The sequence below is a fragment of the Aquirufa ecclesiirivi genome, assembly GCF_011250515.1.
Classification (GTDB): domain Bacteria; phylum Bacteroidota; class Bacteroidia; order Cytophagales; family Spirosomataceae; genus Aquirufa; species Aquirufa ecclesiirivi.
Genome location: NZ_JAANOP010000001.1, coordinates 712,341 through 734,898 on the forward strand (window position 1 = coordinate 712,341; position 22,558 = coordinate 734,898).

The following is a 22,558-nucleotide window of genomic DNA, read 5'->3' on the forward strand; positions in this document are numbered from 1 at the left end:
TAGGTGTCTAACGCTGAAATCCTTTTAATTTAATTTCAGTCAATTTCCGTTTAGTGTCCATCGGAAAATCCCCTTTCATCATCCAATCGTAATAGGATGGATCTGATTTTAACACTTCAGCGATTGGCCTACCAATGTGTTTGCCAAAATTGAATACCGCCACTTGGTCTTTATTGTACACCATTCGATTAGCAAAATCAATGGAATTGGAAGCACTTAATTGATGTAAAACAGCCACATCATTCTGAATAGGGAAATATTCGTTTCCTTCCGTATCCTTCATAGCAGTTTTTTCATAGTGCTTTACTTGGGCATTTAAAACTTCCAACGTTGCTAACACATCTGCTTCAGCACCGTGAGCACCAATCAGGTCTTTTTGGCAATAAAACTTGTATGCCGCAGTTAAATTACGGGGCTCCATCATGTGGAATATCCGTTGAGCATCCACCAAACGTCTGTTTTTTGTATCGAAATCAACATCACTTCGAAGGAACTCCTCCACCAACATCGGTACATCAAAGCGGTTCGAGTTGAATCCAGCCAAGTCACATCCTTCTAAAAAAGAGGCCATGGACTTAGCAATCTGTTTGAAATTGGGCTCATCCTTCACGTCTTCGTCATAAATACCATGAACTAAAGATGCTTCTAGCGGAATAGGAATCCCGGGGTTTACCCGACGGGTTTTAATATCAACCGTGCCATCAATATTTGCCTTAGCTATGGAAATCTCCACGATTCTATCTTTTTGTACCTGTATTCCGGTTGTTTCTAAATCAAAGAAGGCAAGCGGTTTGGTTAATTTCAGTTGATGCTCCATAGTATATTGCTCATAAAGGCTTCGCAAAGGTAAATGATTATTACCTTTGTTGGATGATATTTCAGCCTAAAGCCATTTTTTTTGATTGGGACCATACCTTATGGGACCATGACCGCAATTCTCAAGAAGTTATTATAGAGTTGGTGGAAGAATTTGGCTTAGACAAACAAAGTCCACTACCGGTCTCCTCTATTTGGGAGACTTATCAACAAATCAATACCGCTTTATGGGATGATTATCAAATGGGTTTAATATCACAAAATGAATTGCGCGAATCGCGTTTTTTGCGTTTTTTTCAAGCCATTCAAGTACAAGGGCCTGCCGATACATTCTCAGAACAATTTCTTTTCAGAACACCTCGTAAAACCCATTTGATGGAAGGAGCCCAAGAATTGTTAGAAGCTCTTTCACCACACTACCCTCTCTATATTTTAACCAATGGCTTTGAGGATATACAGCATATAAAAGTGACCTCTTCAGGACTAGGTCATCATTTTAAGGAATTGATCACTTCGCAAGGTGTCGGGGCAAAAAAACCTGAATTAGCCTTTTTTGAACATGCCCTCCAACGTGCAAATTGCCAAGCACATGAAGCCTTGATGGTTGGGGATAATTGGCATGCGGATATTCATGGAGCGAATCAAGCAGGAATCCCAGCTATACATTATAATTTGTCGGATGCTTCAGAGGCCATTTGGCAAATATCGGACTTGAAACATGTGAAAAATCACTTGGAAATTTATTCAAATAAGGATAATTGATTATCATTTGCCTTGCGGTCAAATATCTTTTTATCCCGAATGAATTTTTTATTTTCTTCCAAAAAAGAAATGAAACTCTCAATTTGCTGGTATAAAGGATTGAAATCCACAGATTGCAAGTGGTAGGATTCTACATATACGTCGTTAAAATCCGTAATCACATAATCCAATTGCTCAATACCGTATTTCTGAAGACCAAGTAAATAAAGGTTTTGGTGGTTTTTAACGAAACGGCCAGGTTCATAAAAAGAGGTGCTTTTTAAATCAAAAGCTGTTTTGTCTCCCACACCGTCCACATAACCATAAATCATGGCATTTTTATAGCGGGATTCCACATAAAACTGAGTTTTATACTTATTCGGTAATAATTCTCGTGCTTTATCAATGACCCCTTCTTGGAATAATTCTTCCCCTTCACCTAGAGTAACAGCACGTTCAAAATCCACACCCTTTTTTTGTGCTACCGTAGTCGGTTTTTTAACCCGATTAATGCGCTCAATCATTTCAATTTCATCGACAATAATCTTGCCACTTCCATCGCGTGATTGATTAAGATATAAAGCGTAAGAATTGAGTAGGGTAGGGTATAAACGATACAGCATGTTGCAATTTATCCAATTTCAAGTCGAGATACAATCTCGTTTCCAATTAAGTGCTTTTCTGTAATTTCAGCGACATCTTCTAACTGAACATTGCCGTAAAATACACCTTCTGGATATACCACCATGGTGGGTCCTTTTCCACAGAAATCTAAACAACCTGCTTTTTGAATCCTAATTTTTTGATCACTACCTGTTTCTGCCCATTGGGCTTTGAATGCTTCGACTAAAGCCATTCCATGTTCAGATCCGCAACATTTTTTTGGCGCAGGCTTATCGTTGGTACAAATAAATACGTGTTTTTCGTAATGCATTGGAATTAGTTTAAATGTAAAACCACTGGGCAGTGGTCTGAATGTTTAACTTCGGGTAAAATTTGGGCATGGGAAATTCGTTCACGTAAGGAATCGCTAACCAAATGATAATCAATGCGCCAACCTAAATTTTTCCCTCTAGCACCGGCTCGGTAACTCCACCAACTGTAATGATGAGGTTCAGCATTGATATGTCGGAAAGAATCCACAAATCCCGAATTAATAAAATTTTCCATCCATTCCCTTTCCTCAGGTAAAAACCCAGAACTATTTGCATTGGATTTAGGATTGTGAATGTCGATAGCTTTATGACAAATATTGTAATCCCCGGAAATAATTAAATGAGGAATTTCTTTTTTTAATTGATCAATGTATTGGTAGAAATCAGCTAGCCAAATCATTTTGAAACCTTGTCTTTCATCTCCGCTTGACCCAGAAGGCATGTACACACTCATCACGGAAAAATCCTCAAAATCAGCTCGGATGACGCGTCCTTCTGCGTCGTATTTTTCAATCCCACATCCAATCGTGACGGACTTTGGCGAAACTTTTGAAAAAATGGCTACTCCAGAATACCCTTTCTTTTGGGCTGAGTGCCAATAGATTTGATAGCCTAATGCCTCAATGGTAGAAATATCCACTTGCTCAATGTCAGCTTTCAATTCTTGCAAGCAAAGCACATCTGGATTTTCTTCTTTCAGCCAATCAATAAATCCTTTTTGAATAGCGGCTCTAATACCGTTAACATTGTACGAAATAATTTTCATGAGCTTAAGCTTGTTCTGGATTAAATACTTCTGATTTGAAGTACTGAATGATGTGGGCTTTTATGAGAATTTCCTGTTCTTTAAGGGGCATTTGTGGTACCGCCTGTACTAAATTCCAATGTGGCCACCCTTCTGCATCTAAACCCTCCAAGGTGTAAAATCCGCTGAAGCTCAATACTTTACAGGTAGCAATGTGCATTAAATCTTGTTTTTGCTCCTTAGTAAATGTCGCGTGACCTTTTCCCAATTCTTGAACTCCGATCAAAAACAAAACGGAGTCAACATCAGCAGGTCTTTTATTAAATTGATTTTCAAGGAAATCAAGAACTTGATTCCATTCAGATGAAACGATGCTAGGTTCAAAATCCATGGGTAAGCAGAAACATTTAATTCTGCAAAGCTACTTTGAATTTGGCAGATTCAAGCACAGCTTGCTGACCTTTTGGGTTATTGGCGATTAAGATTAATTCACCTTCAACGAAATTCGACGTTATTTTTGTGATATTGACACGACCCACGCCATTCTTAACCCCTTCATTGTTAGGCAAGCTAGATTCAAAGAAATTATTTTTATCCTGGTAATTATCCAGGTTTTTAATCAAATTTCCAATATTGGAGATTTCTCCATCTCCTGGTATAAAATAAGTGCCTGGCCCCTTAACCTTGTAGATCTTTAAATAAACCGATTCTAGGTTTTTTTCTTGAGTACAAGTCAGTGTTAGGACGGGATTACCCATTTCATTTTTTACTTGAGCCTCAATATTCTTGGTTTCTATGCGGTGATAATTTTCATCATCAAAAACAATTTTTCCGGCAAAAAAGCCAGGCTCAATAGGTTTTTCGGAAAATGAAGATTGATAACTAAACATAAATACAATGATTCCTAAACCCGCATACAGGATATTAATGGGGTATTTTACAAAGGAAATGAAGAAAACACCAATGGGGTTTTTATCAATTTTCTGCCAAAATCGGACTTTCGATGAAGTAGATTTGTTCATACTTTTTTTGGCTTAACAGGTAGAAACCGGAATGTTGAGAAGAAAATCAGCTACAAAAATATTATAACTATACTGATTTGCCAAGATTTAGTCAATTATTTAATGTGTGATTTATTAAGTGGTTATTTTTTTTATAGTGAATGGAATTGTAAATCAATTGGTAAATTTGAAAACTGTTAATCAATTTATTAGTTATTAAGGTTGTGTAAATGAAAGAGGATATCGGTCAAACTATTCTAAAGTATCGGTTCGCCAATGGTAGAACTGAAAAAAGAAATTTTAAAAAAATGAAATCTTTTTCTATTCCTTCTTTATTTAAAAGCGATTTGATTAGTCGAGTCAAGGAAGTTCGCCGATTAAGCGATAAGCTCAAAAAGAATTTCAAGCCTTCTGTTTTTGATTTTGGCTCGGTAGAAATATTACTTTCACGGCATTTTGGTTTTTGTTATGGAGTGGAAAATGCCGTGGAAACGGCCTATAAAATCATAGAAGACAATCCTCAAAAACGCATATTTTTACTTTCTGAAATGATTCATAATCCAGCTGTCAATGCCGATTTGTTGGATTTAGGAGTGAAGTTTGTTCAGGATACCTATGGTAATCAATTGGTAGCTTGGGATACCTTGACTAAAGAAGATATTGTGATCATTCCGGCCTTTGGAACAACGCTAGAAGTTCATGCCATTTTAGATAAAATCGGTATTGATTTATATGCCTATGATACAACTTGTCCTTTTGTAGAAAAAGTTTGGAATCGAGCCAATCAAATAGGTCAAAATAAATATACCGTAGTGGTACATGGAAAACCTAGTCATGAGGAAACCAAGGCTACTTTTTCCCATTCTCAAGTAGTTACACCAACCTTGATCGTGAAAGACTTAGAACAAGCAAAACGCTTGGCCTACTACATTCGAAAGGAAAAATCGTCTCAAGAGTTTTATGAGGAATTTGAGGGACAATACTCACAAGGTTTTGACCCAGATAAGGATTTACAAAGAATTGGCGTGGTGAATCAAACGACGATGTTGGCGATTGATACCCAAGAAATAGTGGAATATTTGAAAGCTGAAATTGTTCAATTTTATCAATTGGAGCCACATCAAATAACTTCCCATTTTGCTGATACTCGTGATACTTTATGCTATGCAACCAACGATAATCAAAGTGCCACCTATGGTTTAATAGCCGAGGAGGCAGATTTTGCCATCATTGCTGGGGGGTATAATTCCTCCAATACATCACATTTAGTAGATTTATGTCAGGAAAAACTGCCTTCTTATTTCATAAAATCAGCTGAAAAACTGATTTCAGAAAAGGAGATTCTTCATTTTGATAATAAAAATAAAGAAGAAGTTTTAATCCATGGGTATATTCCTCAAAAGGCCAAAGTTCGCGTTCTACTCACTTGTGGAGCCTCCTGCCCTGATGCTGTCATTGAAGAAATACTTCGAAAATTGGTTTCCTTTTTCCCCGAATCAAAGGATGTAAATGAGGTGGTTGAAAATTGGAGCTTAGCTCAGAACTAATTCAAATACGAATCAAGAATCTTATTGACAGCTGGAAGATAGCCCTCGCCAAATAAGTTTACATGTACCAATAAAGGGTATAAATTGTATAGAGGAATTCGCTCATGGAATCCTTTTAAAATAGGGAAAGCTTCATGGTAAGCTTCATAGAATTCCTTTTCAAAGCCTCCAAACATGGTGGTGAAAGCTATTTCCGCTTCTCTCAAACCAAAATAACAGGAAGGATCCACCAAGCTGACTAAACCATGTTGATTGACCATGGCATTTCCCGACCATAAATCTCCGTGAATTAGAGCAGGTTGTTCGTTGGGGATAATGGAAGGAATTTTATCATATAACTTTTCAAAAGTTTCATTCGTTGCACCATCAATTTTTCTATGATATAAAGCGGTATCGACTTGATATTTTAATCGGTTTTGAATGAAAAAATCCACTCCTTGTGAGTTCCAAGTATTAACTTGTTTCGCTGCACCAATGAAATTGTCATAGTCTAATCCATGTCCTTGAGAAGTTGTCGTTTGATGTAAATGGGCCAGTTTTATACCAAAATCACTCCAGTAGCTTTCTTTTTTTTCAGCAGATGGAATACACTCCATCACCAAGTATTCTTTTTCATCCAATTGCCCTACACCCAATACCTGTGGAACAGGAATGGTGTTGGTGGAGGCTATCAAAGCCAAATTTTTTGATTCTGCTTGGAACAAGCCTAGGTGATCACCTTGATTCCATTTGATGAAATATTCTCCTTGTGCTAGCTTAACACGTACAGCTAAATTAAAATTTCCTCCATAAAAAAATTGAAAGTCCTCAATAGTGCCAATTTCGCCTAAATTTTGGCGGAGTATACTTTCAATAAATTGATACTGTTCTTGTGATTGTTGGGACATGCTGGAGTCAATATTCTTCAAAAATACCAAAATAGAAACTCATGGGCAATTTTATTTTGTACCTATCATGAATGGTATGCGTTTGAAAATTCGTATTTTCAAGTTCTGACTTGTTCTGATTAGCAAAACCCGTGTACAATCCGCTTCAAAACCAATTACGAAACTACCATCGACAACTTTCTCGGAAAGAGTTGTGGAAATCCTTGATACTTGCTGCTATTTGGATTTTAAGTGTAGCATTTTTCTTGATTTTATTGGAATACCTAGCTTGGTTTTCATCAGCCATTCGAGGAATATTTTTATACGCATTTTTTATAAGTTCAATAGGAATTCTGATATTATTTGTTCGAAGACCCATCTGGGATTTAATGCGTCCTTTGAATCAAGAAGATTATTATAGACTGGCCATTAGTTTGGGTAAATATTTGCCCTCTGAACATGCAGATGCGTTAATTAATGTACTTCAATTACAAAATCAAGTACCTGATAATTCATTAGAACTGTGGCAGGCTGCCATTGAAGAAAAACAATCCTTTTTGAAGCAGTATCATTGGGAGGATTTTGTTCAGATAAGGGAATTAAAGAAACCCTTTTTATTGTTCCTAGCACTTTTTGCTTTATTGGGAATCGGCCAATTGACCTTCCCAAATCTTTTCCGTAAGCCGAGTTTACGAATTTGGAATTATTCATTTCATTACCCCAAGGATTTACCTTTTGAATTTGTGGTTTTAAATAAACCCTTCCAAGCTGTTGCAGGCGAAAACACCGAATTTTTAATGGAGCTAAGGGGTAAAAATTTACCAAGCGAAGTGACTTTACTTTGGGATGGGGAGCGAATCCCTTTAAGTCCTACAGAAAAGGCAAATCAGTTTAGGGGATTAATTCCAGCGATTCAATCGGAGAAATGGCTGCAATTTGAGGCAGGTGGATATTTTTCTGAACCGCAGCTTTTACCCCTAGTGCGCAGGCCAGGTTTAAAAGAAATGACGATGAAGCTGATTTATCCAAGCTATTTAAAAAAGCCTAGCGAGACGATACATCAAGCGATTCCCTTAAAAGTTCCTGAAGGAACTACCGTTCATTGGGAAATGACTACTTCTAGTGCGGAAAAATTAGGTATTCAGTTTCAACAAAAATCATCGGTTGATTGGGCAAGCCCCAATTTCTTAAAAACGAAATATCTTTTGACACGTATAATCAGTCAAAATAGTACGTATCAAGTTATTGCACAAAATGCGCAGATGCCTATTCAAAAAAGTGTCATACAACCTATTGAGGTCATTTTGGACCAAAAACCAAGTTTGCAAACCCAGTGGTTGGAGGATACGCTTTATTACCGTTTTAGGGTGTTAAATGCTTTGATTGAAGATGATTATGCTTTAGGTCAAATGCGCTTATCCTATCAAATTAAGCGGAAAGATGCCAAAGGATTTTCAATCAAAAAAACCCAGGCAATTCCAATTCAGGCTGGAACAAAGCGCATGGAAGTGGAGTATATCTGGCGCGTTGATTCATTGGCATTACATCCGGGAGATCAAATTCATTATCGAGTGGAGGTTTCCGATCAAGATGGCTTGCACGGTCCAAAATGGACACAGACAAGTATGCAAATTTGGGAATATCCTGAGATAAAGCGTTTGGAAAAGAAAATGGATCAGCAAGCAGATCAGGCTGAAAAACAAGTCTTAAATTCTCTTCAAAAGGCCCAAGATATGAAGCAAGAGATCAACGAACTAACCAAGCGAGTTCAGCTTGGGAAGGAAGTGGATTTGAAAGCTTTACAAGAAGTATTGGATAAAGAAACGGCACTGAAAAAGACGATTGAGGAGCTTAAAAAGATGCAAGAACAATGGATGGGTCAGCAAATGAGCTTTCAGCAAATGGACCCAACTTGGATGAAGAAGATGGAAAACTTGCAGAAAATGATTTCTCAGCTTTGGGATCCTGACATGGAGAAACGACGCGATGCGCTGTTGAAAAATTGGGAAAAGGAGTCGGCCACTTTATGGCAAAAACACTTGGATCAAATGCGGAATCAAGGGAAGAACATGGAGCGGGAATTGGAGAGATTACAGCAGTTTTATCAGGAGTTGAAAGTTGAAAAAATGCTGGATGAATCCATTTCTCGCTGGAAAGAATTGGCCAAAAAGCAAGAGGAGTTGAGTGAAAAGAACAACGGGAAAAATGAACAAGAGTTAGCTAAGCAACAAGAAGCCCTAAACAAGGAAGTGGAAGAGGAAAGGAAAAAGTTGGATGAGATTGCTCAAGAGAAAAAGGAGATACCAGGTGAGCAGGATTTGGATAAGGAAGAGAAATTGCAAGAGGAGATGGAGGAGAATTTGGATAATGCCCAAGAAAATTTACAAAATAAGCAGTCGAAACAAGCCGAAACCAATCAAAAGAAAGCTGCTGAAAAAATGAAGAAATTGGCTAAAAAATTGGAAGAGCAGCAGGAGCAACAGGAATCTACGGAAGTGGCCCTGAATTTAGCTCAACTACGCTTGTTGATGGAAGATTTGTTGCAATTGTCTTTTGATCAAGAACGCATTATGAAAGCGTATAAAAAGATTCCTGCAGGAGATGTGGCCGTTCGTCAAATCGCTCAAGAACAAAATAAGTTGGGTGAGATGGCTACTATTTTGGAAGATAGTTTGATTTCATTAGGGAAAAAGTTGATGCCCTTGTCCCAGACTATCACCAAGGAAACGGCCAATATGAAGCAAAGAATGCAGGAAGCTTCTCGTATGATGAAGGAGCGTAAATGGGATATTGTACCAGTAAGACAACAAGAAGCTATGGCTGCGACGAACCAATTGGCCGTATTGTTGTCGGATTTATTACGTCAAGTGCAGGATCAAGCAGCACAGGCTAAATCTGGTAAGAAAGGCAATTCGAAAGGAAACGCAAAAGGGAATTGGGGGAAAAGGCAGCAGCAATTGAATCAAAAAGCCAGGAAAATGGGGTCCCAGCCTATGATGATTACCAATGAAGAATTGATAAAATTGGCAGAGGAGCAAGCGCAGATTCGTCAGGAAATGGAGCAAAAAATGAATGAGTTGCAAGGCCAACCTGGTAGTCAAGGTTTACAGAAATCCTTATCAGACTTAATTAAAGATATGGATAAAAATGAGTCGGACATTGTGAATAAGCGTTTGAATAATTCGTTGCAGCAGCGCCAGGAACAAATGTTGCCTAGATTGATGGAAGCGGAAAAGGCCTTAAAAGAACAGGGTGAAGATCCGAAAAGGGAATCAAAAACGGCCTTGCAAAAATGGAAAGAAAACCCTCCACCCAACTTAGCTCCTTTCCTTAAAAGACAAAAAGAGAATCGAGATTTATTACAAAATGTTCCAGTAGACCTTTTACCTTATTATCAACAAAAAGTGATGCAGTATATGGATAAGATTAAGCAAAAATTGAAATAAAATTTCCTAACGCTGGCAAGGTTCCAAACCTTGACAGCGTTGTCAAAACGAATGAAATTTTATACTTATTGTCCAACAAGTTGATATTAAAAGTCAGGAAAGAAGAAGGCTTTTTTATGATTTCCTCTTAAATAAAGGAACGGTACTACAAGGCTCACCAAAGAACAAGCTTTTAACTATTGGCTGAAGTTTTTGTGCAACTTGCACATAGGCATCGGTCGGGACCGATTCTTTCGAACAACCTTTTATCACCACTCTGGCACCAACAAGCTCTTGAATGTCCAATTCATCGATACTTTGTTTGAACAATGTTTTTTCCAAATCATCCAAGGTTCCGAAAACTATCGTTTTTGCATATGGACTTAATTGAATACTTAAAAGCATAAAAGCCCAAGTTGGTATGATCGCATCATTGCTACAACCCACCGCTACATGCTTATCTTGATAATTTGCCCAATCATGTTCTGAAATGAAATTTCGAAAGTCTTTTTCTTTCAAAACTAGTTCCATGAATAACTGGGGTTTAATGTCCAAAAAGATTCGCTCCCCTGGGATTCGCATTTCTTCCAGATCCAATTGAATTAAACCACTTTGTTTTACTCGATTGATGATTTCTTCTTCCATTACAATGCTTTATTTTTAGGCTGAGTTCCCATGAATTCTTTCAAATAATCCGGTTCTAAGCTAACCAAATCTTGGAAGTTTTTGTTCAAATATTCATCATAGGCTAAAGCACCCATGAATTGAGCTTCAGGAAATAAAGGATTATTAACAAATTGAATATCAGGATGCCGGCAAGTGCTTTGCCATTTCTCAGCACCATTGCCAAAGGCGAGCAATGTTGTTCCTCGTAATTCAGAAAAGGAATTTTCATCTAAAATGATAGCTTTTGATGCTTGTATCTCTCGCAAATCTTCTAATTCATAACATGCCGCATAAACTTCCATTCTTCGGGCATCTAACATAGGAAGGAGTCGGACCTGAGAAAATTCTTGTTGGCTTTGTCGAAAACCTTGGGCTAATATTTTTAAAGTAGGTAGTGCTATTAAAGGAATGTCCAATCCAAAACATAATCCTTTTGCTGTGGCTAAACCAATTCGTAGTCCAGTATATGAGCCTGGTCCCATGGAAACGGCGATAGCTTCTATTTGAGATAAGTTAAATCCATTTTCTTGTAATAGAGAATCGATTAAAACTGTGACTTGTTTTGAATGGCCCCCATCTTCGACAATTAATTTTTGAGCAATTAATTCTCCGTTTTGATGTATCGCGACGGAGCAAGTTGGGGTAGAAGTTTCTATACTAAGAATCAAATTCATGTTATTTTCCTGCCAAAATCGATTGAAAACGAGTATTCTGTTCAAATAATTTTATAGCCTCACGAATGGAAGGGTCCTTTGAAAATGACCATTCATTCATTCCTTTTTGAAGGTAATAATGTTGTACAATCTCCTGTTCCAATAAAGTAATGATGTCTGACTGATAAGCAGTTAATTCTCGATCCAAATTGGATGCCCATTCCTTTCTGAAATTCTGAAGAGCAGGTTCCATGCTAGCGTAGGATTTATCCTTTTTGGCCAGCTCACTGATTATGTGGAATTGTCGCTCAATTTGACTTTCAAATTTGAAATTTTGATTTTTCAACCAAGTACAAAAGGCCTGATATTCAGCTGGACTTAAACTGAAATCTTTCGCAGGTGAAATACTTGGATGTTTACTTCTAAAATAACAAGCATAGAGAAAAATCATATGCTGCTTTTGAAGGGCATTTGTGAATGGGGATGTGCTTAATTTTTCTACCGAGATATCTGGGGTAATTCCTCCTCCATCGACTACTTTACGATGATTTTTAGTGTAAAATGTTTTACTATTTGAATCTTTTAAGGCAACCGCACTACCATCAGGATTTCGATGTTGATAATCGATTGCTTGAATACAACGACCGCTTGGAATGTAATATTTAGCTGTAGTGATCTTCATTTTAGTGCGGAAAGGTAAATCTCGAGTAACTTGAACGAGTCCTTTTCCAAAGCTTTTTTGACCAATTAAAACAGCGCGGTCATAATCTTGCATTACACCAGCCACGATTTCCGATGCAGAAGCTGAATGATTATTGATCAATATAATTAAGGGTAATTCAGGTTCCGTGCTGGGATTTAGCGCATTATAGGTTTTATTCCATTCTTCCACCTTTCCGCGAGTAGAAACTACTTCCGAGTCTTTGGGTAGGAATAAATTACAAATATCAACCGCCTGAGTCAGAAGCCCCCCTGGGTTTTCCCTCAAGTCCAAAATTAATTTTTTCATGCCTGCCTGTTTCAAGCTTTGCAAAGCATTTTTTAATTCTTTGGCCGCGGAAGCATTAAAATCTTCTAATAAAATATAACCTACTCCTGGTTGAATAATACCAGAATACACCACATTTTTAATTTGAACGGTCTCTCGATTGATGCTTATTTCTTGTGGTGTGGTTTGGCCATTTTTTAAGACTTTGACCAAAATTTTAGTTCCAGATTGTCCTCTTAGTAGTTTAGATGGATCAGCTTCAGGTTTATCGGAAAGTGCGATGCCATTGACTGCAATAATTTGATCTCCAATGCCCAACCCTGCTTTTAAGGCAGGACTATTTTCTTCAATAAAAGAAATCCGAAACGTTTGATTGATTTCCGCCAAAATGATACCAATTCCTTGGTATTTTCCAGTGGTCATGGTTAAAAAATCCTCTAATTCATCTTCTGGATAAAAGACAGTATAAGGGTCAAAACTTTTTAATAAAGCATCTATAGAAGTCTTTACCGCCTGATTAGGGTTCACTTCATCTACGTAAAACTTATTCAATTCCTTAAAAACGGAAGCGTAAATATCTAGGTTCTTGGCAATTTCAAAGAAACGATCTCCTGGGGAGTTTAATGCTAAGACGCATACGAAACTAATACCTGAAAGGGCGGCGATGAGCCAATTTTTGATGGACTTAGGAGTTTTTTGTGGCATCTTTTTGGGTATTGCTAAATTCTTGCAAGACTAGCTGCATTTTCTTATTGATCCGATCAAAAGGCTCAATTGTAGAAGCAATATAAACAAAAGCCAGAAAATCTGGTAATTTCTCTTTCCCTTCTCCTAGGTGAAAGGCCTTGTTCAAGCGATAAGCTTCTCGGATTCTTCTTTTGATGAGGTTCCTATCGACCGCTTTTTTGAACTTACGCTTTGGGACGGAAATAAGAATTTGTGGAAATTCTAAAGGCTGAGGGCCAAATTGATATAAAACTCGAAAAGGATAGACAAACCGTTGTGCTACGATCTGACTATCCTTTTGGAATAGTGAATCTATGATTTTGACTTGCGTAAGTCGCTCGGATTTTTGAAAAGTAAACTTCACGGCATGAAACTTGTTGTACAACTAAGCTAACCTGAAATCTTCTTTCCTAAGATCTAAGGCTTATTTTCCTCTCTTCTCGTCAGAAACTGAAAGTTTGTGACGCCCTTTAGCGCGACGTGCTGTTAACACACGACGACCATTAGCTGTAGACATACGCTCACGGAATCCGTGCTTATTTTTTCTTTTTTTAACCGAAGGTTGAAAAGTTCTTTTCATTTCTTTAACATTTACATATTTCGAAACTGATTCGAATTGGGTTTGCAAAGGTACAAAAAAAATATTTTTAACAAAGCATTCGGTTTAAAAAAAATGAAAGAGTTTTTGATGAGGGGAGTGTTTTTGTTCTTGCGACTCTTTATTTCGTTCAACGTATCCATGTGAATCAAATAAAGCGCACTTACGAAGTATTTTTTAGGTCAGCGAATTCTATATTGATTTATTGATAAAAGGAATTAACCCTATTGACAAATTACCAATTTTTGGTAGTTTTATCATGATTAAACTACCTCATATATGGGACGAAATACATCAATATCGCTCGGGAATCATTTTGAAAATTTTATTCAAAATTTGATAGATGATGGTCGATATACTAATGCTAGCGAAGTTATTCGGGCAGGACTCCGCCTTCTTGAAGATGAGGAAAGCAAGGTTATTGCATTAAGAAAAGCTGTTAATGATGGAATAGCAAGTGGTCGTTCTATCCATTTTGATCCTAAAAAACATTTGCAACTACTCAAAGCTGGGAGGAAGTCAAATGGCTAAGTATTATTTTACGTATAAGGCTGTAGATGACTTATCTCCATTTGGACATATACCGTTGAAATCTGGTTAGAAAACCAATCTGATGCATATTTTTAATTGCTTTTATCATCATGTCATGAATTGGCCATTAATCCAACCTTAGGAAGAAATTATGAAATGTTAGGAAAGGATATTTTGGGATATAAATCTGGATAACATTTGATTTTGTAGTTAAGATTATCTCAAAATAAAATTGAAGTAATTAGAATACTTCATGGAATAATGGATTTGAAAAGTAAATTTTAGAGGCATAATATTTTTATCCTAATAATTCCCTCAAATCCAATGATTTATATCAAGAATGATTTACTAAATTTTCAAATTTTACGAATTTGATTTTTGATAAATGAGTCCGTTTTCTCCAATTTATAGAAATAGAAAATTTAATTTTCCACATTAGATAAACCGATAATTCACTTTTGAACAAATTTTCCTTTTAGTAGATTCATTTACTGAAAAACTATTAAATTTTTCAGTAAATGAAATAATACCAAATTAATAGTCTCATCAAATTAGAAAAATTTAAATATAATGGTGAAAGCACCTGATGACATAGAAGAAATAATTTCATCTATGAACAACTTACCTGTAGATGATTTTTTGGGATATTCGCCCAATGATATGACGTATTTACTTTATGATGCTCTAGAAAAGAATTCCCCAGTACAATTTCTGGATAAAATAGATGATGGTACGCTAGATAAAATGCCACTTTTCCGAATTGTGGAAGCATATATAAAAATCATTCAACGGGAAAAACATATTAAATTAACACCTCTGGGAGCTTTGCCTCGGAAGGTGATCAAAGAACTCTATGATTTACGATTTTTACTGGACGATTTTATTGAAATCGGTTTATATAAGTTGTGGAAAGAGGAAGATTGTATTTCTATAAGAAGTGCAAGGCTAACGGCAGAATTGGCGGGGCTAGTTAGGAAAACAAATGGGAAATTGTCTTTGACTAAAGTGGCTATTAATTTATTAGAGACGAATAATCGGCAACAAATGTTTCGAAAGTTTTTTAAAGCTTTTGTTAATAAGTTTCCATGGAGCTATAATGATGCTTATCCAGAAGTGCCACTTGGACAATTTGGTTGGGCATTTTCAGTTATTTTACTAGGTAAATTTGGCAATGAGGCTCAAACCGATAAGTTTTATGCTGATCTTTATGGTAAAGCTTTTCCGAATCTGTATACATTTTTTCAAGATGATTCTTCCAATGAAGATAGACAGTTTAATCGTTGTTATTCTATTAGAACCTTCCATCGTTTTATGCTTTGGTTTGGATTTATAACCATAGAGAAAAAAGAGATAATCAGCACAGGCCATGAGCCAATTCAAAGTACACACATTTTATCCAGTGTATTTAAAATTACCAATTAAGAATTCACAATATGCCATGTATTAATTTCCTGTTAATTAGCTTATTAATTAAATCAGGTTGAATTCAATAAGTGGATAAACCTTATAAGATTAATTTGATTCATTTCTGGTAGTGGTTTGAATAAATTTCGATTATTCTTTCCTCAACCCCAATTATTCCCAATATCTTCTGACATTCTCTATCTTTGTGAAATCTATGAATTCACCCAAGGTTTCCATCATTACCGTTTGTTATCAGTCTGCGGCTACACTCCGACAAACCATCGAAAGTGTACTAGCTCAAGATTATCCTAATCTAGAATATTGGGTCATTGATGGCGGTTCCAAAGATGACAGCCTCACCATTTTAAAGGATTACGAAGGTCGAATTCATTACATTTCAGAAAAAGATCAAGGCATATACGATGCCATGAATAAGGGTTTGGCTCGCGTAACGGGAGATATTATCGGTATGATTGGCGCAGATGATTTTTATCCAGCTAACAATATTATTTCTTCTGTAGTTACTTGTTTTCAAGAAAAAGGTACTGACACAGTATATGGTGATATTCAGTTTGTGGATCCTATCAGTGGAGCTTTAGTTCGGTTTTGGCCGGCTGGTGAATATCAACGCAACAATTGGCTCTGGGGTTGGATGCCTCCGCATCTGTCCTTTTATGCCAAAAAATCTGTTTATGATGAAATTGGGCCTTTTCGGACCGACTTCACTTGTGCCGGCGACTATGATTGGATGTTGCGAGCGTTATATAAAGCCAAAAAAACGGCAGCATATTTGCCCAAAACGCTCATGACCATGCGCAATGGAGGTACTAGTACAGCCTCTTGGAAACATCGTTTGGTAGCTAATCGGGAAGATCGACAAGCTTGGAAAGACAATGGCCTTCAGCCGTATTTTTTCACTTTATTTCTAAAGCCTGTACGGAAGATTTTTCAATTGTTCAATTCTGAGAAAAAAGCAGGGAGTAAATTATAAATGGTAAATTATGAATTATAAATGATTTATAATTTTTAGCATGAAAAATACATCCATTTACCATTTACCATTCGCCATTTACCATTAAAAAAGGTCTTTGCATTGCTACAAAGACCTTTTTTGTGGAATTCGAAATCATTAAACTTTGATTTCAACATCAACTCCTGATGGTAATTCCAATTTCATCAACGCGTCCACAGTCTTAGCTGAAGAAGAGAAAATGTCAATTAAACGCTTGTAAGTGCATAATTGGAATTGCTCACGCGCTTTTTTGTTCACGTGTGGTGAACGTAAAACAGTGAATTTCTCAATCTTAGTAGGAAGTGGGATAGGGCCAGAAACAACAGCTCCTGTAGCTTTAACCGCCTTAACGATTTTTTCAGCTGACTTGTCAACCAATGAATGGTCGAAAGATTTCAACTTGATGCGAATTTTTTGATTCATGTTGTTTGGTTCATTAAGTGAATAGGAAGCGAAAGAACCATTTACTCCGATCCCCATAATATTCTCTGCAAAGGTAAGTCAAATTTTTAAACTAGCCAAAAGAGGTTAATGTAGAATGTAAAGGGTAGAATTAAGAATGAATGGAAGCAAAATCTATTCTACATTCTTCATTCTACTTTTTACATTAACTAAAACTTCTGCCTATTTACCGCCTTTGCCTTAGCCACGGAAAATGCAGTAGCATGGGTTTGGTATAAAGCTGGATCTAATTTTTTCAAACGAGCCATAGCTTCTTCTGCATAGCTTATTTCCCCTTGTTGGAATGCCTCATTGATAAATATAGGATAAAACTCAGCTTGCTCCTCATTCCATTGGACTGCTGCCAAACTAGCCTGATAGGCTTCTTGGTGCTTATTGGCTTGATGCAATAAAGGAAGAGCTTGCTTCAAAATACCCACGCTAAATGGATAATTTTGAATGGCCGATCTAGCTTGTGAAACGTTTTCCAGTTGAACCTTGGCTTTAACTTCCAATAGTTGCTGTTTCCAATGGTGTAAAATTAACAGGTATTCTTGTGCTTTCGTTTCATTTTCTCTTTGAACCAACAGGTCTAATTTATTTAATGCCCGTAAAGGTTGTTGGTGATAAAAATCCTGCCATGCATCAAGGAAGGCAATTTCTGGAAATTTTTGTAACCAATTAGGGTCATTTATCCATGTTTGTATTGGATAAACGGTCGACTGCCCTTTGAAATATAGGCTACTGTTATAGATGTAAGCAAAATCCCTCACATCGAGTTGAAAATCCAATGCTTCTTGTTTGTAATCAGCGGGTAATGCTTGTTTTTTCTGCCAAAGAAGGGCTAGTAAATTACTTTTAACGGCACGGTCAGAACTTGTTGACCAAAGGGCTATTTCATTTTTCTGGACGATTTTACTTCCATGATGCACATCAAAATACAATAAATTTGCCCAAGTAATCGGAGTTTTGGGAGCTAATTCTTTGGCCATGACGGCAAAATAAGCTGCGGAATCAAGCTGTTTTAATTGTTCATATACACGACTTAATTGAGTCGCAATTTGAGCGCTTTCTGGAAATAATTGGTGTGCTTTTTTGAGTGTAAATAAAGATTCAAACCATTGGTTTTCATTTCCATAGATATTAGCCAAAGCCACAAAATTTTTCTCTTGTGGATATTTAATTTGACTAGTTTGTAAATAATAAGCTTGTTTCTCGATATCACCAGCATCTTGTGATATTCTAGCTAGACTCAAATTGCTTTTTTGATTCAATTTACTGTGAATCATGGCATTCTTATAGGCCATTTCCTCCAGCATTCGACCTCCTCCAACATGTTCTGCATCGCCTTGTTCATTGTAATATGCAGCCACCATTTGATGCCAAGCAGTCCCTTGTCGAGCGAAAACCCAAGAAACACATAGAATAAATACTCCAATTTGAATTAAATAAATGGGGATGAAATGAGCCTTATGTATGACTTTATAGATGGCTAAGTTTTGTTGGATAGGCTCTTTGAAATTAGTCCAAAGAAAAACGGGAAAGAGTAATGTCATGGCCATGTGCGTCATAATGCCCCAGCTTTCTATCGCCCGAATACCTACTTCATTATTATTCCATAAAAAGGGAATCAAAATCGAATGACTTAGTAAAAATAAGGCAGCAAATAATTTTTGTTGGGATTTGTCTTCCAGTCGAAGACTTCGAAACATACCTAGGGCAAAACTAATTTCTAAAATAATAAATGCAGGGACATATAAAGTAGATGTCCAATAGCCCCATAGGTTTCCCATACTTAGGATCAGGTTGACCAAATAAAAGAGCAATAAGCCTACAAACTTTCTTTGACTTGAAGCTTTGTCGGGGCCATGCGAAATTTCTAACATAAAAGAAGGTAGGGAAGAACTGCTTAGGATGCAGAGCCATGTTACAGCAATACCGGAGATAATTATCAAAGGACTATGCAAAAAGCCAAACCATTCCATTGGGCTTAGTTCCATATTTCTCCAAAAAATAATGCCACACCAAACTAATATACCTAAAAGGATTTGCCGCCAATTTACCTTGGCCCATGATTGAAGGAATTGTCCTAAAAGTGTCAAGCCAAAAATTGCCAAGAAAGCACCCACTACGATGGGCCAAAATACAGGGGCGATTAATTTTACATAGTAATGTTGACGTACGAGAAAAATGGAGGACTGAGTCGTGTTATTGGATTCTGGGAATAAAGAGATGCTCTGAGGGATTAACTCACTGACTTCTTCCCATGCTAAACCCTCTATTCCGCCCCAAACGTATATTCCTAGGCAAAAGAGACCTATTAGGGAAGAAAAGATAAACCAGATGGTGGGTATTTGATCAATTCGCTGTTTCATGCATGGGATAAAAATAGGCAACGGCTATATAACGTAAATTTCTGCATAAACTTTAATTCATTCAAAGAAAAGGGCGGATATCGACAAAAAATAGCAAAAAAATACAAACTTCGGTTTTGCTAATTGGAATTTACCGACTAATTTTGCAATCCGAATGTCAATAGCATTCGATTCAATAACAATTCTTAGTTTTTAAGCTAACAAATTTATTTTTCAAATGGCAAACGCAGTTAATAAAGGAAAAGTAGCGCAGGTAATTGGCCCAGTAGTCGATGTAAGCTTTGAAGGTGAAGGTTCTCACTTACCAGCTATCCTAAATGCACTTTCTGTTACCAAAACCAATGGACAGGAACTTATCTTAGAAGTTCAACAACACTTAGGAGAAGATCGAGTAAGAACCATTGCGATGGAAGGTACTGAGGGACTTCAACGTGGTCAAGAGGTAATTGACAAAGGAACACCGATGACAATGCCTACTGGCGATGGAATTAAAGGCCGTTTGTTTAATGTAGTAGGAGAGGCAATCGATGGTATCACACAGCCAAAATCAGCTGGAGGATTACCGATTCACCGTTCTGCTCCGAAATTTGACGAGTTAGCAACAACGACAGAGGTTTTATTTACAGGTATCAAAGTAATCGACTTATTAGCTCCTTACGTAAAGGGTGGTAAAATTGGTTTATTTGGTGGTGCTGGTGTAGGTAAAACGGTATTGATCATGGAGTTGATTAACAACATTGCGAAGGCATACGAAGGTTTGTCCGTATTTGCAGGTGTTGGAGAGCGTACTCGTGAAGGAAATGACTTATTACGTGAGATGATTGAATCTGGCGTTATTAAATATGGTGAAGAATTCAAGCATGCGATGGAAGCTGGTGAGTGGGATTTGACGAAGGTTGATGAAAACGAATTAGTTAAATCACAAGCTACACTCGTTTTTGGACAAATGAACGAACCTCCAGGAGCCCGTGCTCGTGTGGCTTTGTCTGGTTTGACAGTTGCTGAACACTTCCGTGATGGCGATGGAGAAGGTCAAGGTCGTGATATCTTATTCTTCATTGACAACATTTTCCGTTTTACACAAGCAGGTTCTGAGGTATCGGCTTTGTTAGGTCGTATGCCATCTGCGGTAGGTTACCAACCTACTTTAGCAACAGAAATGGGAGCTATGCAAGAGCGTATTACTTCAACCAAGCGTGGATCAATTACATCTGTACAGGCGGTTTACGTACCTGCGGATGACTTGACTGACCCAGCTCCAGCAACAACATTTGCTCACTTAGATGCTACTACCGTACTTTCTCGTAAAATTGCGGAATTAGGTATTTATCCAGCTGTGGACCCTTTGGATTCTTCTTCTCGTATTCTTTCTGCTGAAGTTTTGGGTGAATCTCATTACAATACGGCACAACGTGTGAAAGAAATTTTACAACGTTACAAAGAGTTACAAGATATTATTGCAATCCTTGGATTGGACGAATTATCTGAGGAAGATAAATTGGTTGTATCTCGTGCTCGTCGTGTTCAACGTTTCTTGTCTCAACCATTTTTTGTGGCGGAACAATTTACAGGCTTAAAAGGCGTTTTGGTAGACATCAACGATACCATCAAAGGTTTCAATGCCATCATCGACGGTACTTACGATCACTTGCCTGAGGCAGCGTTCAACTTAGTAGGTAGCATTGAAGATGCCATAGAAAAAGGTGAAAGATTGTTGGCAGAAGCTGCTAAATAAAAAATAGATATGTTTGTAGAAATTATTACACCCGACCGTAAAGTGTTTTCCGCAGAGGCTTCTGTGGTAACTTTACCTGGCGTTAATGGTTCCTTTCAAATTTTGAATGATCACGCAGCTTTAGTTAGTACTTTGAAAAAAGGATTGCTAACTGCCGATAAAGAATCATTTGAAATTGAGGGAGGAGTTGTGGAAGTATTAAATAATAAAGTGCTTATCCTTGCAGAAGGCGTTAATTAATTCCATGAAAAACTTAGCCATTGTTTTGTTTGCTGTAGTCCTTTTAAGTAGTTGTTCACAACAGGCTTATTTGACTGGATCTTTGATGACCTTAATCAAAGAAAACCAACTTCCTTTAGAGAAGATTCAGTTCTACAATGACAATGCCCTTTTTCTGGAAAGAGAATTAAATGCATCTGATGCCAATGTTAAATCTGGGAAAATTATTTTAATCAATGGTAAGTCAATCAACCGTGTAACATTAGAACAACAGACACCTGGAGTTTTAGTGAAGCAAGCCAACGATCAATTATTAATTTCCTTTGAGGCAGGAGCTGGTGAAGAAAAAAGTTTACACTTCGGACCTGTAGTAGGTGAAAGAGGAGAGTATTATTACCAATTGGTTGATGATGCGGGAAGTCCTACTTTCTCTCGATTGAGTTATGATGGGAACAAATACTTACTTTATAATAAAAAGAAGGTTCGTTTGATGATTATGAAGTCTTCATTCTCCGGTTTAAAGGTTAATAGTAAAAGAATGCGAGGTAATCGTGTGAGATAATCAGAAATATTTAGGAATTTTGAAAATAGGATGCTTGCATCCTATTTTTTTTTGTCCCATTTTTACATAAAGGTATGCAAGCATACTAAATTAATTTCTTGATCATGAAAGCAGAAAGTACCTTTGATTTCCAGATTAAATCAGCCTGGTATGCCATCAGCCGTATGTATAATACCTATGCTACACAATTTGATATGTCCATGGCCATAGGTTATGTGTTATTACATATCGATAAAGATGGAACTCCTGCCACTAAAATTGCACCAGCGCTTGGTCTGGAAGCCCGAAGTTTGACGCGGATGCTGAAAACATTGGAAGATAAAAAATGGATACGACGAGAGACTAATTATGCCGACAAGCGCGTTGTTAAGATATTTTTAACGGATTTAGGAAAGAAGAAAAGAGATGTGGCTAAGCAAGGCGTTATATTATTTAATGAAAAGCTCTTTGAACGAATTGGAACAGAGCAGGCGCAGGAGTTCTTTAAGGTGATACAATCTATTAATCAGTTTTTGGAGGAAGATGCTACTGAAATCCTACAAACACTGAATCATAAATCATAATTACACTCA

24 protein-coding genes are annotated in these 22,558 nt (G+C 37.1%); 10 read left to right on the top strand and 14 right to left on the bottom strand.

Going from position 1 to position 22,558, the window contains the following annotated elements:
• Positions 1-7: 7 nt before the first annotated feature.
• Positions 8-817 (bottom strand): 3'-5' exonuclease, encoded by an 810-nt coding sequence (locus G9H65_RS03050; RefSeq protein ID WP_166373851.1) that lies wholly within the window; start codon positions 815-817, stop codon positions 8-10.
• A gap of 53 nt (positions 818-870) precedes the next feature.
• On the opposite strand from G9H65_RS03050, the gene G9H65_RS03055 reads away from it, so the two are divergent.
• A complete protein-coding gene (locus G9H65_RS03055) occupies positions 871-1,578 on the top strand; it encodes a YjjG family noncanonical pyrimidine nucleotidase (RefSeq protein ID WP_166373852.1) in 708 nt (235 codons plus the stop codon).
• On the opposite strand, the gene G9H65_RS03060 is transcribed toward G9H65_RS03055, so the two are convergent.
• From G9H65_RS03060 to G9H65_RS03080, 5 genes are read right to left on the bottom strand one after another with little or no spacing between them, the layout of a single operon-like run.
• Positions 1,557-2,180: a hypothetical protein gene (locus tag G9H65_RS03060; protein WP_166373853.1), complete on the bottom strand. Its 624-nt coding sequence runs from the start codon at positions 2,178-2,180 to the stop codon at positions 1,557-1,559. The genes G9H65_RS03055 and G9H65_RS03060 overlap by 22 nt on opposite strands.
• A gap of 8 nt (positions 2,181-2,188) precedes the next feature.
• Complete coding sequence (locus tag G9H65_RS03065) at positions 2,189-2,491, bottom strand: (2Fe-2S) ferredoxin domain-containing protein (protein WP_166373854.1); 303 nt, start codon at positions 2,489-2,491, stop codon at positions 2,189-2,191.
• Positions 2,492-2,496: 5 nt separating this feature from the next.
• Positions 2,497-3,258: an exodeoxyribonuclease III gene (locus tag G9H65_RS03070; protein WP_166373855.1), complete on the bottom strand. Its 762-nt coding sequence runs from the start codon at positions 3,256-3,258 to the stop codon at positions 2,497-2,499.
• 4 nt (positions 3,259-3,262) lie between these two features.
• Complete coding sequence (locus tag G9H65_RS03075; RefSeq protein WP_166373856.1) at positions 3,263-3,628, bottom strand: hypothetical protein; 366 nt, start codon at positions 3,626-3,628, stop codon at positions 3,263-3,265.
• 16 nt (positions 3,629-3,644) lie between these two features.
• Positions 3,645-4,259 carry a hypothetical protein gene (locus G9H65_RS03080; protein ID WP_166373857.1) on the bottom strand — a complete coding sequence of 205 codons (615 nt, stop codon included), beginning with the start codon at positions 4,257-4,259 and terminating at the stop codon, positions 3,645-3,647.
• A gap of 209 nt (positions 4,260-4,468) precedes the next feature.
• Here G9H65_RS03080 and G9H65_RS03085 point away from each other — a divergent pair, with 209 nt between their 5' ends.
• On the top strand, positions 4,469-5,785 hold the full coding sequence (locus G9H65_RS03085) for a 4-hydroxy-3-methylbut-2-enyl diphosphate reductase (RefSeq protein WP_166373858.1): 1,317 nt from the start codon (positions 4,469-4,471) through the stop codon (positions 5,783-5,785).
• On the opposite strand, the gene G9H65_RS03090 is transcribed toward G9H65_RS03085, so the two are convergent.
• Entirely contained in the window at positions 5,782-6,672 is an 891-nt protein-coding gene (locus tag G9H65_RS03090; RefSeq protein WP_166373859.1) for a fructosamine kinase family protein, read from the bottom strand. The genes G9H65_RS03085 and G9H65_RS03090 overlap by 4 nt on opposite strands.
• A gap of 131 nt (positions 6,673-6,803) precedes the next feature.
• On the opposite strand from G9H65_RS03090, the gene G9H65_RS03095 reads away from it, so the two are divergent.
• Entirely contained in the window at positions 6,804-10,097 is a 3,294-nt protein-coding gene (locus G9H65_RS03095) for a hypothetical protein (RefSeq protein ID WP_166373860.1), read from the top strand.
• 114 nt (positions 10,098-10,211) lie between these two features.
• Here G9H65_RS03095 and G9H65_RS03100 read toward each other — a convergent pair whose 3' ends face one another.
• The 5 genes from G9H65_RS03100 to rpmH are packed head-to-tail and all read right to left on the bottom strand — an operon-like array spanning position 10,212 to position 13,689.
• Complete coding sequence (locus G9H65_RS03100) at positions 10,212-10,721, bottom strand: DUF2480 family protein (RefSeq protein WP_166373861.1); 510 nt, start codon at positions 10,719-10,721, stop codon at positions 10,212-10,214.
• A complete protein-coding gene (gene tsaB / locus G9H65_RS03105) occupies positions 10,721-11,416 on the bottom strand; it encodes a tRNA (adenosine(37)-N6)-threonylcarbamoyltransferase complex dimerization subunit type 1 TsaB (protein ID WP_166373862.1) in 696 nt (231 codons plus the stop codon). Before tsaB ends, G9H65_RS03100 begins: the two co-directional genes overlap by 1 nt.
• A 1-nt stretch (position 11,417) precedes the next feature.
• Positions 11,418-13,088 (bottom strand): S41 family peptidase, encoded by a 1,671-nt coding sequence (locus tag G9H65_RS03110; RefSeq protein ID WP_166373863.1) that lies wholly within the window; start codon positions 13,086-13,088, stop codon positions 11,418-11,420.
• Positions 13,069-13,473, bottom strand: a complete 405-nt coding sequence (gene rnpA / locus G9H65_RS03115) for a ribonuclease P protein component (RefSeq protein ID WP_166373864.1) — start codon at positions 13,471-13,473, stop codon at positions 13,069-13,071. Before rnpA ends, G9H65_RS03110 begins: the two co-directional genes overlap by 20 nt.
• A gap of 60 nt (positions 13,474-13,533) precedes the next feature.
• Positions 13,534-13,689 carry a 50S ribosomal protein L34 gene (gene rpmH, locus G9H65_RS03120; protein ID WP_109324196.1) on the bottom strand — a complete coding sequence of 52 codons (156 nt, stop codon included), beginning with the start codon at positions 13,687-13,689 and terminating at the stop codon, positions 13,534-13,536.
• Between the two features lie 297 nt (positions 13,690-13,986).
• On the opposite strand from rpmH, the gene G9H65_RS03125 reads away from it, so the two are divergent.
• The 3 genes from G9H65_RS03125 to G9H65_RS03135 all read left to right on the top strand — a co-directional run bounded on the left by G9H65_RS03125 (position 13,987) and on the right by G9H65_RS03135 (position 16,633).
• A complete protein-coding gene (locus G9H65_RS03125; protein WP_166373865.1) occupies positions 13,987-14,238 on the top strand; it encodes a type II toxin-antitoxin system ParD family antitoxin in 252 nt (83 codons plus the stop codon).
• 570 nt (positions 14,239-14,808) lie between these two features.
• Positions 14,809-15,660, top strand: a complete 852-nt coding sequence (locus tag G9H65_RS03130) for a hypothetical protein (protein ID WP_166373866.1) — start codon at positions 14,809-14,811, stop codon at positions 15,658-15,660.
• Positions 15,661-15,856: 196 nt separating this feature from the next.
• A complete protein-coding gene (locus G9H65_RS03135; RefSeq protein ID WP_166373867.1) occupies positions 15,857-16,633 on the top strand; it encodes a glycosyltransferase family 2 protein in 777 nt (258 codons plus the stop codon).
• Between the two features lie 138 nt (positions 16,634-16,771).
• Here the strand turns inward: G9H65_RS03135 and rpsJ are convergent, their stop codons facing one another.
• Both rpsJ and G9H65_RS03145 read right to left on the bottom strand, forming a co-directional pair.
• The gene (gene rpsJ / locus G9H65_RS03140) at positions 16,772-17,077 is read right to left on the bottom strand and encodes a 30S ribosomal protein S10 (RefSeq protein WP_130895342.1); all 306 of its coding nucleotides are present in this window, start codon (positions 17,075-17,077) and stop codon (positions 16,772-16,774) included.
• A 188-nt stretch (positions 17,078-17,265) separates the two neighbouring features.
• On the bottom strand, positions 17,266-19,470 hold the full coding sequence (locus G9H65_RS03145) for a tetratricopeptide repeat protein (protein WP_166373868.1): 2,205 nt from the start codon (positions 19,468-19,470) through the stop codon (positions 17,266-17,268).
• A 217-nt stretch (positions 19,471-19,687) separates the two neighbouring features.
• Here G9H65_RS03145 and atpD point away from each other — a divergent pair, with 217 nt between their 5' ends.
• The 4 genes from atpD to G9H65_RS03165 all read left to right on the top strand — a co-directional run bounded on the left by atpD (position 19,688) and on the right by G9H65_RS03165 (position 22,549).
• Positions 19,688-21,205, top strand: a complete 1,518-nt coding sequence (gene atpD / locus G9H65_RS03150; RefSeq protein WP_166373869.1) for a F0F1 ATP synthase subunit beta — start codon at positions 19,688-19,690, stop codon at positions 21,203-21,205.
• A gap of 9 nt (positions 21,206-21,214) precedes the next feature.
• Entirely contained in the window at positions 21,215-21,445 is a 231-nt protein-coding gene (locus G9H65_RS03155; protein ID WP_109324192.1) for a F0F1 ATP synthase subunit epsilon, read from the top strand.
• A gap of 4 nt (positions 21,446-21,449) precedes the next feature.
• Positions 21,450-21,986, top strand: a complete 537-nt coding sequence (locus tag G9H65_RS03160; RefSeq protein WP_166373870.1) for a hypothetical protein — start codon at positions 21,450-21,452, stop codon at positions 21,984-21,986.
• Positions 21,987-22,090: 104 nt separating this feature from the next.
• Positions 22,091-22,549 carry a MarR family winged helix-turn-helix transcriptional regulator gene (locus tag G9H65_RS03165; RefSeq protein WP_166373871.1) on the top strand — a complete coding sequence of 153 codons (459 nt, stop codon included), beginning with the start codon at positions 22,091-22,093 and terminating at the stop codon, positions 22,547-22,549.
• Positions 22,550-22,558: the final 9 nt, after the last annotated feature.

Coding starts and splice junctions, on each gene's coding strand:
- G9H65_RS03050 (WP_166373851.1), bottom strand. CDS start 817: ATGGAGCATCAACTGAAATTAACCAAACCGCTTGCCTTCTTTGATTTA.
- G9H65_RS03165 (WP_166373871.1), top strand. CDS start 22,091: ATGAAAGCAGAAAGTACCTTTGATTTCCAGATTAAATCAGCCTGGTAT.
- G9H65_RS03055 (WP_166373852.1), top strand. CDS start 871: ATGATATTTCAGCCTAAAGCCATTTTTTTTGATTGGGACCATACCTTA.
- G9H65_RS03080 (WP_166373857.1), bottom strand. CDS start 4,259: ATGAACAAATCTACTTCATCGAAAGTCCGATTTTGGCAGAAAATTGAT.
- G9H65_RS03110 (WP_166373863.1), bottom strand. CDS start 13,088: ATGCCACAAAAAACTCCTAAGTCCATCAAAAATTGGCTCATCGCCGCC.
- G9H65_RS03130 (WP_166373866.1), top strand. CDS start 14,809: ATGGTGAAAGCACCTGATGACATAGAAGAAATAATTTCATCTATGAAC.
- rpmH (WP_109324196.1), bottom strand. CDS start 13,689: ATGAAAAGAACTTTTCAACCTTCGGTTAAAAAAAGAAAAAATAAGCAC.
- rpsJ (WP_130895342.1), bottom strand. CDS start 17,077: ATGAATCAAAAAATTCGCATCAAGTTGAAATCTTTCGACCATTCATTG.
- G9H65_RS03100 (WP_166373861.1), bottom strand. CDS start 10,721: ATGGAAGAAGAAATCATCAATCGAGTAAAACAAAGTGGTTTAATTCAA.
- G9H65_RS03075 (WP_166373856.1), bottom strand. CDS start 3,628: ATGGATTTTGAACCTAGCATCGTTTCATCTGAATGGAATCAAGTTCTT.
- G9H65_RS03060 (WP_166373853.1), bottom strand. CDS start 2,180: ATGCTGTATCGTTTATACCCTACCCTACTCAATTCTTACGCTTTATAT.
- G9H65_RS03085 (WP_166373858.1), top strand. CDS start 4,469: ATGAAAGAGGATATCGGTCAAACTATTCTAAAGTATCGGTTCGCCAAT.
- atpD (WP_166373869.1), top strand. CDS start 19,688: ATGGCAAACGCAGTTAATAAAGGAAAAGTAGCGCAGGTAATTGGCCCA.
- G9H65_RS03155 (WP_109324192.1), top strand. CDS start 21,215: ATGTTTGTAGAAATTATTACACCCGACCGTAAAGTGTTTTCCGCAGAG.
- G9H65_RS03090 (WP_166373859.1), bottom strand. CDS start 6,672: ATGTCCCAACAATCACAAGAACAGTATCAATTTATTGAAAGTATACTC.
- G9H65_RS03160 (WP_166373870.1), top strand. CDS start 21,450: ATGAAAAACTTAGCCATTGTTTTGTTTGCTGTAGTCCTTTTAAGTAGT.
- G9H65_RS03125 (WP_166373865.1), top strand. CDS start 13,987: ATGGGACGAAATACATCAATATCGCTCGGGAATCATTTTGAAAATTTT.
- tsaB (WP_166373862.1), bottom strand. CDS start 11,416: ATGAATTTGATTCTTAGTATAGAAACTTCTACCCCAACTTGCTCCGTC.
- G9H65_RS03070 (WP_166373855.1), bottom strand. CDS start 3,258: ATGAAAATTATTTCGTACAATGTTAACGGTATTAGAGCCGCTATTCAA.
- G9H65_RS03145 (WP_166373868.1), bottom strand. CDS start 19,470: ATGAAACAGCGAATTGATCAAATACCCACCATCTGGTTTATCTTTTCT.
- G9H65_RS03065 (WP_166373854.1), bottom strand. CDS start 2,491: ATGCATTACGAAAAACACGTATTTATTTGTACCAACGATAAGCCTGCG.
- G9H65_RS03135 (WP_166373867.1), top strand. CDS start 15,857: ATGAATTCACCCAAGGTTTCCATCATTACCGTTTGTTATCAGTCTGCG.